The 15993-nt window shown below is 67.3% G+C and carries 14 protein-coding genes and 1 pseudogene; 8 read left to right on the top strand and 7 right to left on the bottom strand.

Going from position 1 to position 15993, the window contains the following annotated elements:
- Nucleotides 1-58 precede the first annotated feature (58 nt).
- Nucleotides 59-337, top strand: coding sequence for a hypothetical protein (locus tag OG302_RS42930; protein ID WP_371750479.1), 279 nt, complete (start codon nt 59-61; stop codon nt 335-337).
- Between the two features lie 960 nt (nt 338-1297).
- Here OG302_RS42930 and OG302_RS42925 read toward each other — a convergent pair.
- On the bottom strand, nt 1298-1504 hold the full coding sequence (locus tag OG302_RS42925) for a hypothetical protein (RefSeq protein ID WP_371750478.1): 207 nt from the start codon (nt 1502-1504) through the stop codon (nt 1298-1300).
- A 206-nt stretch (nt 1505-1710) separates the two neighbouring features.
- On the opposite strand from OG302_RS42925, the gene OG302_RS42920 reads away from it, so the two are divergent.
- From OG302_RS42920 to OG302_RS42890, 7 genes are all read left to right on the top strand, one after another.
- Nucleotides 1711-2613 (top strand): D-alanyl-D-alanine carboxypeptidase family protein, encoded by a 903-nt coding sequence (locus OG302_RS42920; protein ID WP_371750477.1) that lies wholly within the window; start codon nt 1711-1713, stop codon nt 2611-2613.
- 191 nt (nt 2614-2804) lie between these two features.
- On the top strand, nt 2805-3665 hold the full coding sequence (locus tag OG302_RS42915) for an endonuclease/exonuclease/phosphatase family protein (RefSeq protein WP_371750492.1): 861 nt from the start codon (nt 2805-2807) through the stop codon (nt 3663-3665).
- Between the two features lie 59 nt (nt 3666-3724).
- On the top strand, nt 3725-4471 hold the full coding sequence (gene cseB / locus OG302_RS42910; protein ID WP_371750476.1) for a two-component system response regulator CseB: 747 nt from the start codon (nt 3725-3727) through the stop codon (nt 4469-4471).
- 1 nt (nt 4472) lies between these two features.
- Nucleotides 4473-5867 (top strand): ATP-binding protein, encoded by a 1395-nt coding sequence (locus OG302_RS42905; RefSeq protein WP_371750475.1) that lies wholly within the window; start codon nt 4473-4475, stop codon nt 5865-5867.
- Between the two features lie 412 nt (nt 5868-6279).
- Entirely contained in the window at nt 6280-6480 is a 201-nt protein-coding gene (locus tag OG302_RS42900; protein ID WP_371750474.1) for an SH3 domain-containing protein, read from the top strand.
- A gap of 489 nt (nt 6481-6969) precedes the next feature.
- The gene (locus OG302_RS42895; RefSeq protein WP_371750473.1) at nt 6970-7539 is read left to right on the top strand and encodes a transposase; all 570 of its coding nucleotides are present in this window, start codon (nt 6970-6972) and stop codon (nt 7537-7539) included.
- On the top strand, nt 7505-8173 hold the full coding sequence (locus OG302_RS42890; RefSeq protein WP_371750472.1) for a transposase: 669 nt from the start codon (nt 7505-7507) through the stop codon (nt 8171-8173). The genes OG302_RS42895 and OG302_RS42890 overlap by 35 nt, the downstream gene beginning before the upstream one ends.
- Before the next feature lie 167 nt (nt 8174-8340).
- On the opposite strand, the pseudogene OG302_RS42885 reads toward OG302_RS42890, so the two are convergent.
- The 6 genes and pseudogenes from OG302_RS42885 to OG302_RS42860 form a co-directional block, all read right to left on the bottom strand.
- A pseudogene (locus OG302_RS42885) lies at nt 8341-9158 on the bottom strand (trypsin-like serine protease).
- Nucleotides 9159-10787: 1629 nt separating this feature from the next.
- Nucleotides 10788-11003, bottom strand: coding sequence for a cold-shock protein (locus tag OG302_RS42880; RefSeq protein ID WP_371750471.1), 216 nt, complete (start codon nt 11001-11003; stop codon nt 10788-10790).
- A gap of 433 nt (nt 11004-11436) precedes the next feature.
- On the bottom strand, nt 11437-12189 hold the full coding sequence (locus OG302_RS42875; protein ID WP_371750470.1) for a trypsin-like serine protease: 753 nt from the start codon (nt 12187-12189) through the stop codon (nt 11437-11439).
- 937 nt (nt 12190-13126) lie between these two features.
- On the bottom strand, nt 13127-13345 hold the full coding sequence (locus OG302_RS42870; protein WP_371750469.1) for a DUF6372 family protein: 219 nt from the start codon (nt 13343-13345) through the stop codon (nt 13127-13129).
- A gap of 393 nt (nt 13346-13738) precedes the next feature.
- Nucleotides 13739-15100, bottom strand: coding sequence for a hypothetical protein (locus tag OG302_RS42865; protein ID WP_371750468.1), 1362 nt, complete (start codon nt 15098-15100; stop codon nt 13739-13741).
- A gap of 611 nt (nt 15101-15711) precedes the next feature.
- Complete coding sequence (locus OG302_RS42860; protein WP_371750467.1) at nt 15712-15873, bottom strand: hypothetical protein; 162 nt, start codon at nt 15871-15873, stop codon at nt 15712-15714.
- Nucleotides 15874-15993 lie beyond the last annotated feature (120 nt).

Genomic DNA, 15993 nt, shown 5'->3' with positions numbered 1-15993 from the left:
GGGCGCGGTTAGCGCAAGCACAGCACCAAACAAGAGGGAACATTTTGAACGTTTTCGCATGCGCCTCACGTTGGACGCCGGAGATATCCGCTTCGCCGCGAAACTGTTTCAGCGGTCACTCGACCGTGTATCGGTCCGCCTGCCCAGGCCGTGGCCCTTCGCGGATCACGACTTCGCCATCCAGCTCAGCGTGGACGAGGAACTCGTCCACTACCTGGCCACCCCCGGTTCCTCGACGACGCCTCCAACGCGCTGTCGTGAGCCCGACCTGGGGGCGAAGACCATGCCGTCGGACCGTGCTCGTCCGGCTGCAGTTGTCGCCGGGCCGGTCCAGTGACGCGGTGGCCGGATACGGACGGAGCTCACCATGTGCCGGCCGCGGCGCGTCCGTTGAACCGGAACGAGCTGGCCGCCGGGTCCCCGCGGATAGCCTCTGAAGCAACGGGTCACTTTTCTCCCCGGCTTTTCCCTATAGACAGAAGGGAAACGGTTCAGCGGCAGATCGAACCGGCGGGCAGGCTCACGAGCCAATGAACTTCTCTAGCGGCTCGGCGAAACGATCACGGCGTGTTCCGACGTGCACTCAAGAGCCACACCGGGAACGATCATCGCGGCAGGAGACGGATCAGGATCTACGCTCGTCTGCATCTGCTTCCGTATGCTCTCTTCGCCGACTCCCCGCGCCCCATGACTCCACTGCTTGCCTTGGACGTCCGGTCAGCCGCGCGATGTCTCAGAGAGCGGTCCGTGGCGCGGGCGGGTGCGGGCTGGCCATCCGGCGTCGGTGTCGACGCCCTCGGGGTCGCCACAGGCCAGATCACCGGCAACGCAAGCGCGGCAGGTGCGCTGCCGGTCCTGACCTGGGATTCGCCTTTGCTCAAGGTGACCTCTCGTATCCCTCGCGTACACCGGGCTAGGAGCGGCGGTTCTCGTGAAGGCTCATCGAGATCGGCAGCGTCGAGCGGGTCCATCTCAACGCCCGGAGTGGTCGTCCCGGAGGGGTGACGGTCAAGACCGGGCTGATCGGACGAACGAGCCCCGTGCCACTCGATGTCTCACAACAGGACGCTCTGCACGTGATGGCCACCAAAAACGCCGTGAAGGAGACGTGAGTGGCGGGCACCAGCCAACCTCACGAGTTCAGACCGGAGCATCAGCTCTACGCCCACTACGGACTTGGCAGCCTTGACGTAGCCACTCGTGGCGCGGCCGGGACATCGACACGGCATCGGCCAGACGGTGGCGGTCTGCCTGTTCGTGCGTCTGGATACGTCCGGGTAGTCGATGTGCAGTTCGATCAGGTGGCCTGCGAGGGCTTGTAAGCGACCGCCGGCAGACCGCCGAACTCAGCGTCGAAGGCCTGGAGAGTGTCGTCGTTCATGTGGCGGCGGAACACGTCGGTTGCGGTCTGGAAGGCTGCTGTTTCTCGCGCTTCGCGCAGCACGGCCGCCGGTGGCGACCCGTCGTCGGGGCAGGACAGCTCCTTTACCTGAGTGACACACATCCGCGCGCTGCTGGACGCGCGGTCAAGATCCGCTGGATGAGGTCCCCTCCAATGCTGGGGGGCGTACGCGGCTTCGCGTACGCCGGGCTGTGGAGAGGCGGTTTTCGGTGAATACTGATCGGGCACGTGCTGCCGTGACGGGTGGGCGGTCGCGGGGCGGTTGGATCCGGGGCAGGGGGGCGTGCGCTTCGGCTGCGGTGCTGGCCGTGGCCGGGCTGGGCGGCTGGCTGGGGCTGCCCGACGGCGACAGCGGAAATGGCCGGGCAACTGCAAGGGCCGCCGTCGCCGACCGCCTCAACCTGCCGTGGCCGCAGGAGGGGCAGACGAGTGTCGAGGTGGCGGGCCTCGGCAGCCTGGGCAGCCGAGGCGGGCACAAGCCGGTGCCGATCGCCAGCGTCACCAAGGTGATGACGGCGTACGTGATCCTCAAGGATCATCCGCTCAAGGACGGGGAGAGCGGGCCGCAGATCACCGTGGACGAGACCGCCGCTCAGGAGTCCGATTCGCTCAGCGAGTCGACCGTCCGGCTCACTGCGGGGCAGCGCCTGAGCCAGCACGAGCTCCTGGAATTGACCCTGCTTCCGTCCGCCAACAACGTCGCCCGGCTGCTGGCCCGCTGGGACGCGGGAAGCGAAAAGGCGTTCGTCGAGAAGATGAACCGCGCCGCAGCGGAACTCGCGATGACCGACACGACGTACACCGGGGCCAGCGGCATCGAATCCACCACCCGGAGCACGGCCGGCGACCAGCTCAAGCTCGCCCGCCAGGCGATGAAGCAGCCGGTGCTGCGCACGGTGGTGGCCATGCGCAGCGCAAAGGTGTCGGGTCTGAGGGGTGAGGTCACCAACACCAACCGGCTGCTGGACAAGCCCGGAGTGATCGGGCTCAAGACCGGTTCGAGCACCCCCGCCGGCGGCAATCTCATGTGGGCGGCCGAAGCGACGAACGGTGCCAAGCGGCACCTCGTACTCGGTGTCGTCCTGGGCCAGCGGGCCGACACCACGCCCGCTGAGGGCCTGGCGGCCGCCGTGGACCAGAGCGGTGCGCTGATCGAGGCGATACAGAAGGACCTTCCCGCCGCCCTTGGCGCCACCAAGGGGCCGTCCTGACCGCGCTGCGCGCCCGCGAGGGTGACCATGTCGCGGCTCGGTGCGCTCCCCTGGCCGACGAAGGCGTCGGCACCGTCCGGAACAGAGGCCGGTGGCGCAGCCGGTGGCACTCCAGGTTCCCGAACGGTGGCCCGGGCCGGTGGCGGCGCGGGCGGCTGATCGCCGTGGCCGCCGGCCTGTCCGCACTGCTCATGCTCGCGCATCCCTGGATCCCCAACGCATTCGGTAACGCGGGGAGCCTGGTGGAGACCTTCCTGCCCTGGCTGTGGGTGAGTGTGCCCGCGCTGCTGATCCCTGCGCTGGCGCGGCGGTCCGCGATCGCCACGGTTGCGGTACTGGTCCCGGCCGTCGTGTGGTGCTCCTTGTTCGGTGGCACGCTCACCGACAAACGCTCCGGCGGCGGGGATGTGACCGTGGTCAGCCACAACGTCCACGACGAGAACCCCGACCCGCAGGGCACCGCCCGCGCCCTCAGCTCCTCGGGCGCCGGGCTGATCGCCCTTGAGGAACTGACCCAGAGCTCCACCTCGGTGTATGAGCGCGTACTGGCCGCTGCCTACCCCTTTCACGTGGCGCAGGGCTCGATCGGACTGTGGAGCAAGTACCCGCTCCACGACGTGAAACCGCTTGCGATCATGCCATGGACTCGCGCCCTGCGGGCCACCGTCGACACCCCCAAGGGGCCCCTCGCCGTGTACGCCGCCCACCTCGCCTCGGTACGGGCACATCCGAGCACAGGCTTCGCCACCACCTGGCGCAATAAGACCGCCGACCGGCTTGCAACTGCTGTACGGGCCGAGCCACTGCCCCGCGTCCTGGTGGTGGGCGACTTCAACGGCACGACCGACGACAGGGCGCTGCGCCCCCTCACCGCACAGCTGAAGTCCGCTCAGGAGACGGCAGGCGACGGCTTCGGGTTCAGCTGGCCCGCCGCGTTCCCGGTGGCCCGGATCGACCAGATCCTTTCCCGGGGCGTCACACCGATGGCGTCCTGGACCCTGCCGCGCACCGGGAGCGACCACCTGCCCGTCGCGGCCTCCTTGCGATGGTGAGTGCGGTTAACCCGTTACCGTCTTGCATAACCCGACGACAACCTTCAGGTGACGACACCATGCCACAGCACGACAGCAATCCGACAGGAAGTCACAGCGGGGGCCCCGACGCCCCCCTGCACTTACTACTGGTCGAGGACGACGCAGCGATCCGCAGATCCGTCGGCATGGCCCTGGAACGCTACGGATACCGGGTGTCGGCGGCGCCCGACGGACTGACCGGCCTGGAGATGTTCCGGGAGAGCGGCCCCGACCTGCTGCTGCTCGATGTCATGCTGCCGCACCTCGACGGCATCGGGGTGTGCTACAAGGTCCGTGAAACGAGCCAGGCCCCCATCCTGATGATGTCCGCGCGGGGGGACGCACTGGACGTGGTGGCCGGTCTCGAGGCGGGCGCCGACGACTACGTCGTCAAACCCGTCGACACCCCCGTTCTAGTGGCGCGCATCCGTACCCTGATGCGCAGGGCCGCCTATACCGCGCCCACCGACCCAGCCACTGAGCAACCGGCCGCCGACGACAACGTGCTGACCTTCCGAAATCTCCGGATCGACACCCGTGGGCTGGAAGTGTGCGCGGACGGACAGCCCCTCGCGCTCACCCCCACCGAACTGCGGCTGCTCCTTGAGTTCGTGTCCGCCCCCGGCATCGTCCTGGAACGGCAGACGCTGCTGCGCAGGGTGTGGGACTACGGCTGGGAGGGGGACAGCCGGGTCGTCGACCTGGCCGTGCAGCGGCTGCGCAGGAAGATCGGCGCCGATCACATCGAGACCGTCCGCGGTTTCGGCTACAAATTCCGGCGCTGAGATGGCCTACCCGACTGGCCCCGCCCCCACGACCAGGTCCCCGGCTGCTACGCCCGCCTGGGTACCCGGCACCCGGATCGGCCGCGCGCTGCGGCGCCTGGCCGACCCGAGATCCCTGCACTGGAGGATCACCGCTACGGTCGCCGCCGCGGCCTGCGCGATGGCGCTGGGCATCGGAATCCTGGTGCACCGGAGTTCCGAAGCCGGCGCCATGAGCATCGGCCGCGACAAGGCACTGACCCAACTACAGTCGGCCGAAGGCGACTTTCGCGATGACCCGTCCGTGCGCGATAATCCGTCAGAGATCGGCATCTTCATCGATGATGAGCTGCCGGACCCGCTGCGAGAGCGGCTTGCCTCCGAGCCCGCCCCCGTGACCTGGTACGACGACCGTGAACCGGAGAAAGACCCCGACATGTGGGCGGCAACGCGCGTCAATGGGACCGAGGTTGCCGTATCCGTCCCAATGATCATGGATGTGCTCAGCCTCAAGGCACTGGACCGGCACATGACGTACGCCGCGATCGCCATGCTCACACTCGTCATCCCCCTCACTGTCCTGGCTGCCGAGCTGGTGCTGCGCCGCCTGCGCCGCGTGGCGGGCACCGCCCGTCGCATTCGCCACGGCGAGCTCGACGCGCGTACCGCGAGCCGCCGCCACGACGAGATCGGCGAGATCTCCTCGGCCGTCGACCTCATGGCCGACGCTCTCCAGGAACGCCTGCACGATGAGCAGCGCTTCACCGCCGACGTCGCCCATGAACTGCGCACCCCCCTGGCCGGCCTCGTCACTTCGGCCTCCCTCCTGCCCGAGAGCGAGGCCACCGACCTCGTCCGCGACCGCGTGCAGGTGCTGCGCACCCTGGTCGAGGACCTCCTGGAGATCTCCCGCCTCGATGCGGGAGCCGAACAGGCCAACGCCCAACAGGTGCCCCTGGGCGAGCTGGTGACGGAGTGCGTACGGCGCACCGGCCTTGAGACACGAATCACCGTCATCGGGCACCCGCTCGCCGAGACCGACCCGCGCCGACTCGACCGCATCGTCACCAACCTGGTCCTCAACGCTCACCGCCACGGCGGGCCCCCGGTGGAGATCACCGTAGACACGACGTCCATCGTCGTGCGCGACCACGGCCCCGGATTCCCCCCAGGTCTCCTCGCCCACGGCCCACAGCGCTTTCGCACCGGCGCCGCCGAACGCGGCCACGGACACGGTTTGGGCCTCACCATTGTCCTCGGCCAGGCTCGGGTCATCGGCGCCCGCCTCACCCTGACGAACGCCACCCCTCACGGAGCCACCGCCACCCTCGAACTGCCCCACCAGGAGCACGTCGTCATCCCGACCGCCGAGCTCGATCATGGTGCATACCCTTGGGCACCGACCTTCCGGAGCTGACCTGCGGTCTCTGCGAGAGCTCACGGTGCCCTGGAGCCTTTGAAGACTCATACAGGTTCGCGCGGAGTTGGATGCGAAGGCGCCCGCTGCCCTCCAGTCCCTCAGATGTGCTGTCAGCCGGCGGGCGCACTGTTCAGCGGATCGAGGGATGAGCCCACTCTGAAGGGTGACCCAGCTGGATCTGCAGAAGCGGTTCAGCAAGGGTGAGGCGCTGCGTCGCCGCTTGCGAAGGAACCACGACATGCCAAGGTCAAGCCTGTTGTTCTCCCTGCTGGTTGTCTCACTCGTGGCCCTGGGCGGTGTCGCTGCCGACCCCGCCGGTGCCGAAGAGGCAGTAGGCCGACCACCGACCGGTTGTCCACGAGTTGAGGTGGACGCCGATGCCAATACTGGATGGGTACAGACCGCGGACGTGTCCCTGCTGATCCGGGAGCACCCCACGACCCGCAGCCGCGTACTGGGCTCCCTGCCGCCCTGCACCGTCATCGCCGTCGACCGCAGCCGAGCGGGCCAGAGAATCGGCAACACCCGTACCTGGTACAGGCTGGAGGGGCAACGAGGCTGGGTCAGCGGTGCCTACACACGCACCCTGCGCCCGGTACTCACCGGATGAGGCAGGTGGCCCGTGTGCTCCCATCCCTGGCGCCACCGGTGCACCAACCGGACACTGATACGTAACTGCTGGGCAACGGCGGGCGGCTTTGTCGTGTTCAAGGGCGAACAACTCGCCGCCTGCAACCGAATGGGCCCGTGAAACGCTCGATGCTCAGCGGTCAGCCCGCCCCTTTACAGGTGGGCGAGATCGCTGCGCTGATCACCTCGAGTACGGGAAAATCGGGGTGGGTGTCCCGGTCAGCCGATGGGCCTGCGATGCGAGCGAGCTCGTTTTACAGGATGGCGATGGGGGCCGGCCAGGCGACCACGGATTGTTGCCAGGGCATCGGTTGCCCGGTGCCGGAGCACGCGTGTCAGATTCCACCATTTCCCTTGGCTCCTCCGGGGCACCCTCCGAGCACGCACGCACCATGCGGGAGGAGACCACGATGCCCGGCTCCAGGATGTGCAGGACGAGGTGATCCATCTGCGGTCCGCGGGAGTGGACTTGGGCAAGCGTTTCCTGCTGGCCTGTGTCCGCGTTCCCTGCACGAAACGGGCCGGCAGCTGGTCGCTGGAGACAGAGCGATTCGGCACCACTACCGCCGAGCTGCGGCGCCTGATGGGCTGGCTGCTCGGGCATCGAGTCGAGGCGGTCGTCATGGAGGCGACCTCGGACTACTGGCGCGGCGTCTACTACCTGCTGCAGCCGCATCTGAACCTGATGCTGGTGAACCCCGGCCACCTCAAGGGCATCCGCGGCCGCAAGACCGACCCGAGCGACGCGGCCTTCCTTGCCCGCGCCGGCCCTTCTGGCATGGTGATGGCCTCCTTCATCCCCGGCCGGGACATCCGCGAACTGCGTGATCTCACCCGCCGCCGCACCGAACTGGTGCGGGCAGCGGGATGGGAAGCCCAGCGGCTGGAGAAGGAACTCGAGGACACGGGCATGAAACTCTCCGCCGTCCTCAGCGACATCACCGGCGCCAGCGGCCGGGCCATCCTGGAAGCTCTCATCCGTGGTGAACGCGATCCGGACCGCCTTGCCGACCTCACCCACGGCAGAGCCCCCAAATAGGATTCCCGCCCTTATCGACGCCCTGGACGGCGAGTTCACCGGCCACCACGCCTTCATGGTCCGCCACTACCTCGACGAGATCGACCGCTGGAAGGACGTCATCGCCACCTTCGATACCCGCATCGTCCAACTCCTTGCCGACCATGAGCGGGATATGGAAGTACTGCAGACTGTCCCGGGCATCGGCCGACTCGGCGCCGAAATCGTCATCGCCGAGACCGGTGGCGACATGACCCAGTTCGCCTCCGCCCACCACTTGGCCTCCTGGATCGGCGTCTGCCCGGGCCAGAACGAGTCCGCCGGTGTGAGCAAGAGCGGCCGCATCCGTCCCGGCAACGCCAACCTCAAACGCCTCCTCGGGATCGCCGCCATGGTCGCGATCAGGAACAAGGACTCCTACCTCGGTGTCTTCTTCCGCCGCTTGTCAGCCAGACGCGGCGGCAAACGCGCCCTCGTCGCCGTGACACACAAACTCGCCATCGCCATCTGGCACGTCCTGCACAACCACCAGCCCTACCGCGACCTCGGCGCCGACCACTTCACCCGCCGCGACCCCGAACGCGCCATGCGCCGCATGCTCAAGGAAGCCAATACCCTCGGCCTGACCATCCGCTTCGAACCCATCCAGGCCTGACCGACTCAACACGTCATTTTCGTGTCAGATCCTCATACGAGGCCTACGGCGACAATCGCAGCATGTCGGCCCCAACGACATCACGCCAGCAAGATCAGTAGCGGCTCAGTCTCCAGGTGTCCTTGATCAAGGGGAAGCTTCACTCCACGTCGTCAGGGCCACGCGGTTCACGTCGGGATGAGGTGCCCGAGCCCGTAGGAGGCGAGCGGGGCGCGGAACGGCTTCCAGATGGCGGGGTCAGCCAGGTTCGTGAAGAGTCCGGAGCACGTGTTCGTCTCTCCGGTCACGAGCCCGTACACAACCGTCTTGCCGGAGGCACCTGATGCCTTCGGGTCGAACAGTGGCTCCCCGCTGTCCCCGGCCCCGACCCGCGTCTTGGTGGTACCCGCGCAGATGAACCGCGTGTCCCAGGTGCCTTCTTTGGTATCGAACTTCTTGACGGCAGCTTCGCTTCGCGCATGCGCGACGGCTTGCTGTCCGGATCGTCGAATTTGGTACGCCCCCACCCTGCGGCCTGTAGGAAACGGCCGGGCTTTCAAGATGATCCCCGGCGGAGGCAGGGCAGCCGTGCGTGCCTTGTTGACCGGACGGTTGAGGACGATGAGCCCCAAGTCCGTGTTGGTCAGGGTGCTGAACTTGGGTGGCTGTATATGGAGAACTTGTCACTCTTCACCACTGTTGCACCGGGCTTGCTCGCGTCGGCCCGCCCCAGGACCAGCCGTATCTTCGCTTTGCCCTGCTCGGCTGCATTGGAGCAGTGTGCCGCCGTGGCGACGACGCGCTTGTCGACCAGCGCCCCGCCGCAGAGGTGCGACCATTTCCCGTCCGCATCCTGCTGCTCGATCTGTACGACGAAGGGTCGTCTGCCGTCGCCGACCGGCGTCCCGCCAACGATGGCCGACGCTGAGGGCGCCACGGCCAGCACAGTTCCGAAAGCACAGACATCCGCGAGGGGGGGGGCGACCGTCCTCCCGCTCGCCGACATCAACATACGGGACCCAATTCCGTCTGCCGCAGGGCACTGCCCCGGCGGGCTTGTGTGAGGACAGAACCTGACTGTCCCTTCCGCGAAGATCTTTGCCCAGCCAACTGTCTGGCCCACGGCGGTCTCACATCAAGCCGATCACGGCACTCCGTCGATTGGGTATCAGCGTTGGCAATCCAGCAGCAATCCGCTATCTGGCCTGGTCAGAGGCATTGTTTGGAGTGCAGTTGGCTGATGGCATGTCAGGGACGGTCTACCGTGTGCCGACTGGCGGCGTACTGGATCATCAAGTTGCGCGTGGTTGTCGAAGTGGGGAGGACAGGGGCTGGCGACACCTGGTTGTGTGTGATTGGTGGGGGGAGCTGGGAAATCACATCGGCGCCGGCATGCAGGGGGAGCTGCTGCAGGTGTCGGCCGCGATCTGGCAGACCGGGGGAGCCGACGACGAGGTACGAGCGTCGCCAACACCGCCCATTCAGTGGCGGGCGGATCTGGCGATAATCGAGGCACCACACGGCTAGCGCGGCTTCCACCTCCGGCAAGGGCCACCAACTCACCTACCTTGAATAGGACTTCTCAGGCACGTTAATCCCAACGCGAACCGGCCGGACTGGACCATGTCCTGCAGGTGTCTCTCCACGCTGACGCCGGCACGGAAGTCCAAGTAAGAGACGTACAGACACGCGTGTCCCTCACGTCGGCAGGCGGCTTGCCACTGTTCGGAGGCCGGATACTCCATACACTCGCCTCCCGGCATGGCGAGGACGGCCCAGCCATCATCGGACAGGCAAAAGTGGGTTTCCCTCCAGAGCCGACGCGTCAGGGAGCCGGGGGCGGGGTCCAGTCCGAGCGCGGTGGCCACGCGAGGCATGATGCTGTCGCTCTCCTGCGGGCCGCAGTGAGCCAGAAGGGCGTACGCGCGCACTCCCTGTCCTGGCACCATCGCTGTCCAGCCCGCCATGGCCAGGTCTCCGAAGCCACTGACCAGGTCGGTGATCTTGACAATGCCCATGGCGTCAGACCTTCCTCGGGACAGCCCGGAGAGCAAGCCAAAGGACGAAGACGCTTCCCGCGGCCTCGCCACCCGCCGCGAGACCTGGTGACCTGGGCGGCGTGAGTCGGCTGCCCTGCCGTTTCCTCACACGGCAGTGCTTGGACGGAGGAGACTGCTCAGGAGCCAGTTGGGCGGGTGTCTACCTCCTAGCCTGTTCCTTCTGGGCCGGGTCAAGTGACGCCTCTGGCGCCGCCCGAGGGGCCCCTCCTGGAGGGCATCGCAGTAGGGGCGGAGTTTGTCGTTCTGCGGCCGCTCTCAGTCGCAGTGGTCAGGCGGGAGGGCTCTCGTTGGCACAGGTCAGCCACCGCCGGGTGGCTGCCCGCGCTTCGTCCGCCTGTTCCGGTGTGATAAGACCTTCCACGTCCGGAAGACGCCCCAGGAGGACGCGTATCTGTTTGAGCTCGTCTGCGCTGACGACCCAGACAGACGATGTGGAGGAACCGTCATCATGCCAGTCCAGCACGCTCAGGGTGTGGTGCCGATCGGTCATCATGTCTCTCCTCTTCTTCGCACTGGCATTGCCCCCGGACCCGGCATCAAAGACGCGAAACGCAGGTCCGCGCGCATTCAACCCGTCACAGAGTCTTAGAGCTCCTTGTGACGGTGGCGGCCTGTGGACCCTTCGGGCCAGAGACCATCTCGAACTCCACCTTCTCTCCTTCCTCCAGGGAGCGGTATCCGTTTCCCTGGATGGCCGAGTAGTGAACGAACACATCGGGTTCTCCGGCGTCCGGCCGGATGAACCCGAATCCTTTCTGGGCGTTAAACCATTTGACGGTCCCTTTAGCCATGGCCCCTCCTGAGGCTGAGGCGGCGCCCCACTGATTACCTGTGGGGTGTCGGTAGGCTGCCCTGCGGTGAAGAGCGACTCATCGCCCGCAAGTACTGATGCCTCTCTATATGTTCTTGCTCGGCGATCTGCCCTCGGGGCAGGGGGACGATTCAAAGTCTTGGTACTCATGCGGCGTCACAGGTCAGGTCAGGGGCCGCTCTGGTTTCAGCGGGTCGGCGGAGGGCGGGCAGGGGGCTTCACGAAGACCGCTGGCGATGCTGGGACGTCTGGCAGAGCCAGGGTGCTGATCACGACATTGCGGAGAGCGGCTCTGCTCTCCGGTGCGTGCCCGGTACAGATCTTCGCCCCACGCACTCCCCGCACAGTTCCACTGCGGTCCACGTTGACTGGGGTGCTCGGACCCGCCAACCCTGTACCGCATGGCCCAACGGTCAGGGGTTTACGACGGATTTGATCCAGGGCTTCTTGGCAGACACGTTGGTGTACACGGTGGGGTCCACGCCCGTTGTGCCTCCGCTGCCGGAGGTAGCACCGACCAGCGTCCACCTGCCCTTGGCCTTCACCAGAGCGGGGCCGCCGGAGTCCATGTTGGCTGGCCCGCGGCCGTTGACAGAGGCGATACAAAGCTCCTTGCCCGGCACGAGCCCGGAATCCGCACAGGACCTGTCCGCCAATCGCTTGGTGTCGAGTTCTCTCAGATCCTTCGGCCAGCAAGAGGCCGCATTCTTGCTGCAGGTCAGCCCCCACCCAAGGACGCGCATGCCGGTTCCCGGCTTGGGAGCATGGGAGGCGATCTGGACGGGCGTGGCGCGAGCGGGTTTCTTCAGCTGCAACAGAGCGATGTCGCCGCCGTAGGCCCCGTCGGGGTGCGCCACGGCACGTTTCACCCCGATCAGTTCACCGCCCTTGTCCACCTGGGCAGAACCGATCCTCACCTTCCACGCATCGACCTTGCCACCGCGCACGCAGTGTCCGGCCGTGACCATCCACTGCTTGGCGATGAGAGCGGCACCGCATACATGCCCGTCCGGGCGTGGGGAATCGGGCCGCTGCAATGACCCCATGACGGGATACGCCTCCGAGGCCTTGTCACCGTTGACGATGGCATGCGCCGCCGGGGCCGCTGGGAAGGCTATTGCCGCTGATGCCAGAAGAGCGAACAGAGTACCGCGCTTGATCAACATGAGGTCAGCCTGCGCACCGTGTGCATCCGCCGTAGGCACATAGGCGATCAGCTACGTATCAACCCAGCTTCGATCACCCGCGCACCCTGCCGATCCCGCTCTGCTCGCCCAACCGCTCACTCAGCATCCGCGGCCGGGCGTCAGCGCCGCCCGATTGAGCAGAGCTGAGAAACTCTCCGCGGCGGCGCTATTGAAGCAGGTCCGGTGCATTCCCCAGCTCTGCTGCAGTCCCAACCCGCCTACGCCGTACAGGACTTTGGCGGATGTGTATTCGCTGCCGCGATCCGAGTGTGTGATGCATCCGGGCACGAGACGCGTTTGCGGTTCACGCGCCGCCCCAGGCACAGGTGCGATCGCACCCCGCTTGAACTCCGCGGGGTGCCGCAGAGCAGCTGCTCTCCGGACTTACCCGCTTGTAGGAACGGGACGGCGCGTACTCGCGAACACGCACCCTCCTCGCTGCCATGATCGCCAGCGTCGGCATCGCTGGTCGAGGCGGATCGCGCTGAGGATGGTCTTGGTGATCTTTTCGCTGCCGTCGCAGAGGGCGGCTTGGCCGATCCGTCGGCTCGACGCTCATCCCGGTCGGAAGGTCGCGGTCGGCCTCGATCCCTTCGATCAGGGCCTTCGCACGGTGGTAGTCGGACTCCTGATCGGCCGCATCCTCCAGGCCGTGAACCTTCGCTGCGAGCTGAGGGGCTCACGGGCGACGGAATGGATCGCCTTCCCCCGCCATTACCTCCCTAAGGCGACATGAACTCGACCTGCCCCAGACAGAAGACCAGGGTGAGCGACGGCAGTCGGGTCTGGGGAGTCCGGTGCAGCGGGATCGAGGGCGGCGGCGTGCTGGCTCCGGGAGGGGTGTCTGGACGACGAGTGCGGGCTCTGCCGTTCACATGGCTCAGGGGGCGCCCTTGCTGCTCATCGCTCCGTGCAGCTAGGGCGCGTGGCGTTGGCCGCTTCGATTTCTCGGGTGCGGCCGCCTGGCGGCGAAGCAGGGGTGGCACGCAGGGAACGCCAGCGCCCCCAAGATCGGAACGTGGACAGCAAGTTCCAGTTGGGGGTAGGCCTCACCCGTGCAGATGGACCGTCCCCGGTGCATCACCGCGCACAGGCAGTGGCATGGTTCAACCTGTTCGACCGACGTGTCCAGCATGGGCAGAGACCTCACGTTCTATCGGGTTGATCCTGAGCGTGTCGTACGCGGGCTGTCACCGCCCCAGGGGTGCGCTGCCCTGGGACGGTGGCCACGCCGTCGAGCGTGCCGACCGCGAGGTGCTAACCGCGAGGCGCACCAGATGTTCTAACGCCAGATCGACAACCTGCTCCGTCAGTTGGGCACCGCGAAGCCGTCGCGCAGAGATTGACATCGCGGCGGGCTCTGCCCCTGGCGGTGACGACGACGCCCGCACCCCCGCGTCCCTGCCCAAGGACGTCGCCGTGATCATCAACGCGGGTGCAGCTGCGCAGGCAGGTACGGTTCCTCAAGCGCTCCTCTCAGCCTGAAGGTCCGCCAGTCGGATCGGGGAGACCGGTTTGCCTGGCCGGATCACCACGTGATGCGGGCGGCCCCGGTGCCGCCGCTGCTGCCGAACGCATGCTGGGTGCCGCCCTTGCCGCCCGTGGCTGCTCCGCCGGGCGGGTCGCCCTCGGGCATGGCGCCTGAGCCCCAGCCGATATGGGTGGCGTCCAGCGTGCGTGGATTGCCCGCAGCTCCGCCGCCACCACCACTTCCGCCGGATACCCAGGCGCCGCCGCCACCGCCGCCGCCACCGTGGCTGCCGTCGCCGGCGCCGCCGCCGCCACCCCCGCCGGCCCAGCCGAAGCATTTGCCGCCGCCGCCGACACCGCCGCCGTTTCCGCCGCTGCCGTTGCTTCCGCCGACGCCGCCGATGCCGGCGCCGCCGCCGCCGCCGCCGTTTCCGCCGCTTCCGCCGACGCCGCCGCCGTTGCTGTCGCCGTCGCCGTCGCCCTTGCCGCCGACGTCGGTGCTGCCGGCGCCGCCGTGAGCCGTGCTGCTGCCGCCGCTGCCGCCGTTTCGAAGTCTGCCGCCGCCACCGCCGGCCTCGCCGCCGCCGTCGCCGCCGGCCTCGCCGCCGCCGTTGCCGCCGTAGTCGCCGCTGTCGTAGCCGCTGCCGCCACCACCGCCGCCGCCAGGGGCGATAAGGATGGTTTTGTGGTTGAGGTCGGCGCTTGTGTAGTCGCCTTGGCTGCCGATGTGGACGGTGAGCGCGTCAGTAGCGGTGACGGTGAGGACGTCGCGGAGGTATACGCCGGCGCCGCCGGCGCCGCCGCCGCCGCCGGCGTGGCCGTCGCCGCTGCCGGCGTTGCCGTCGCCTCCTTGTCCTCCGGGTCCCCAGAGTTCGACGAAGACGTTGTCTACCCAAGAGGGGATGGTGACGGGCTGGTCGTCGCCGGGGGTGGTGATGTAGGGGAAGGACTTCTGGGTGCTGGGGATGACGGGGCACCAGGTGGTGCCAGTGACGAGGTGTGCGCTGTCTTGGACGACACCGTCGCTGTTGAGGGTGGGGGCGGCCCAGGTGAGGCCGTTGGTGAAGTCGGTGGGGAGGTTCCAGCCTTTCCAGTTTTTTCCTTGTGCGTCGGTTGTGGCGTTGATGTTGAGGGCTACGGGTTTTCCGTTGCTGTCCTGGAAGGCGCGGTGGGGCGTGTGGGTGAGGGCGTCGATGAGGTAGCACTGGTTGTTGCCGAAGAACCAGATGTTGGTGCCGCCTGCGGTGAGGAAGGCTGCGTCGACTTTGGTGAGGGGAAGGCTGCCGCCTTCTGCGTTCCCGTGTATCCGAACTGGGTGGCGATGGGGACGGGGTCGGTGACGGCGCGTGTGTGTTTCGAGGCGTTGGGGTCGGTGTCTCTTGTAGCTGCCTCGCCTGGCTGAGGGCAGTGGATGATGCATTCGTTCCTTCGAACAGGAAGACGACGATTTCACGTCCACGCAGAGGGCGGCGTCGACGGAGGTCCAGGGGTTCCAGTGGCCCAGCGCAGGCCGTTCGTGGTCTGGTTGCCGGATTATGCTTCCGCAGGAGCATTCCTCTGGGCCCGTCGGGCGCGTCGCCAGAACCAGGGGCGCGCTGGTGCCGGTCCAGGAGTAGCGGTCGTAGAGTTGCCGGAGATGCGGTACAGGCCTGGCCGGGTAAGGGCCTCCGCTGTCCCAAGGGGACTCGGACTTCCGGCGCGGAGAATGCCGTGCGTGCGGGTAATTGGAGACGAGGATCATCGTAGGCGGGTACACGGTGTCCTGCCCGTGGGGACGAGGGGAGATGGGGCCGTCCCAGCCGCTGGCGCACCGGGGCGGCAGCACAGACAACCGGCGAAGCGATCCGCCTGCGCTGCTCCCTCCTGAATTTCTTGTTCTGGTATAGGTGTGTCCCGCGTTGTTTTCCCTCGCCCTACATCAGCCCGGCCCATCAGGCCGCTGCCCAAGTGCCACCTGTCTTCGCTGGCAGGAAGGGGTGGTCTGCCGGCGAGGGGGGGGCCGGACTCAGGCCGGCGAGGCTACCGCCTGCCTCAGCCCCACCGGCGTTCGGGCAGCCCCAGCTTCGCGAACTCGGCCAGGAGCCGCGCCTTGTGCCTGAACCGTGTGCCCGCCGCCGTATCCCGCGGCAGCAGGCCGTCGTAGCCGGCGTACTGGTCCATCGCCCGCCGTGGCAGAGCCAGCGCGGCTCCCACCTGGTGGCCACCTGCTGTGTCAGGTCGGTCAGACCCGGCAGTGGCCGGCTGCCCCCGTATCCAACGGCCTATGTGACCGCGGTGGGCGGCGGTTGGGGCGAGCCGTCTCATCCGGTCGTG

Source organism: Streptomyces sp. NBC_01283, assembly GCF_041435335.1.
Classification (GTDB): Bacteria; Actinomycetota; Actinomycetes; order Streptomycetales; family Streptomycetaceae; genus Streptomyces.
Note: the sequence above shows the minus strand (reverse complement) of the source record. Positions and strands in the feature narration are given on the sequence as shown.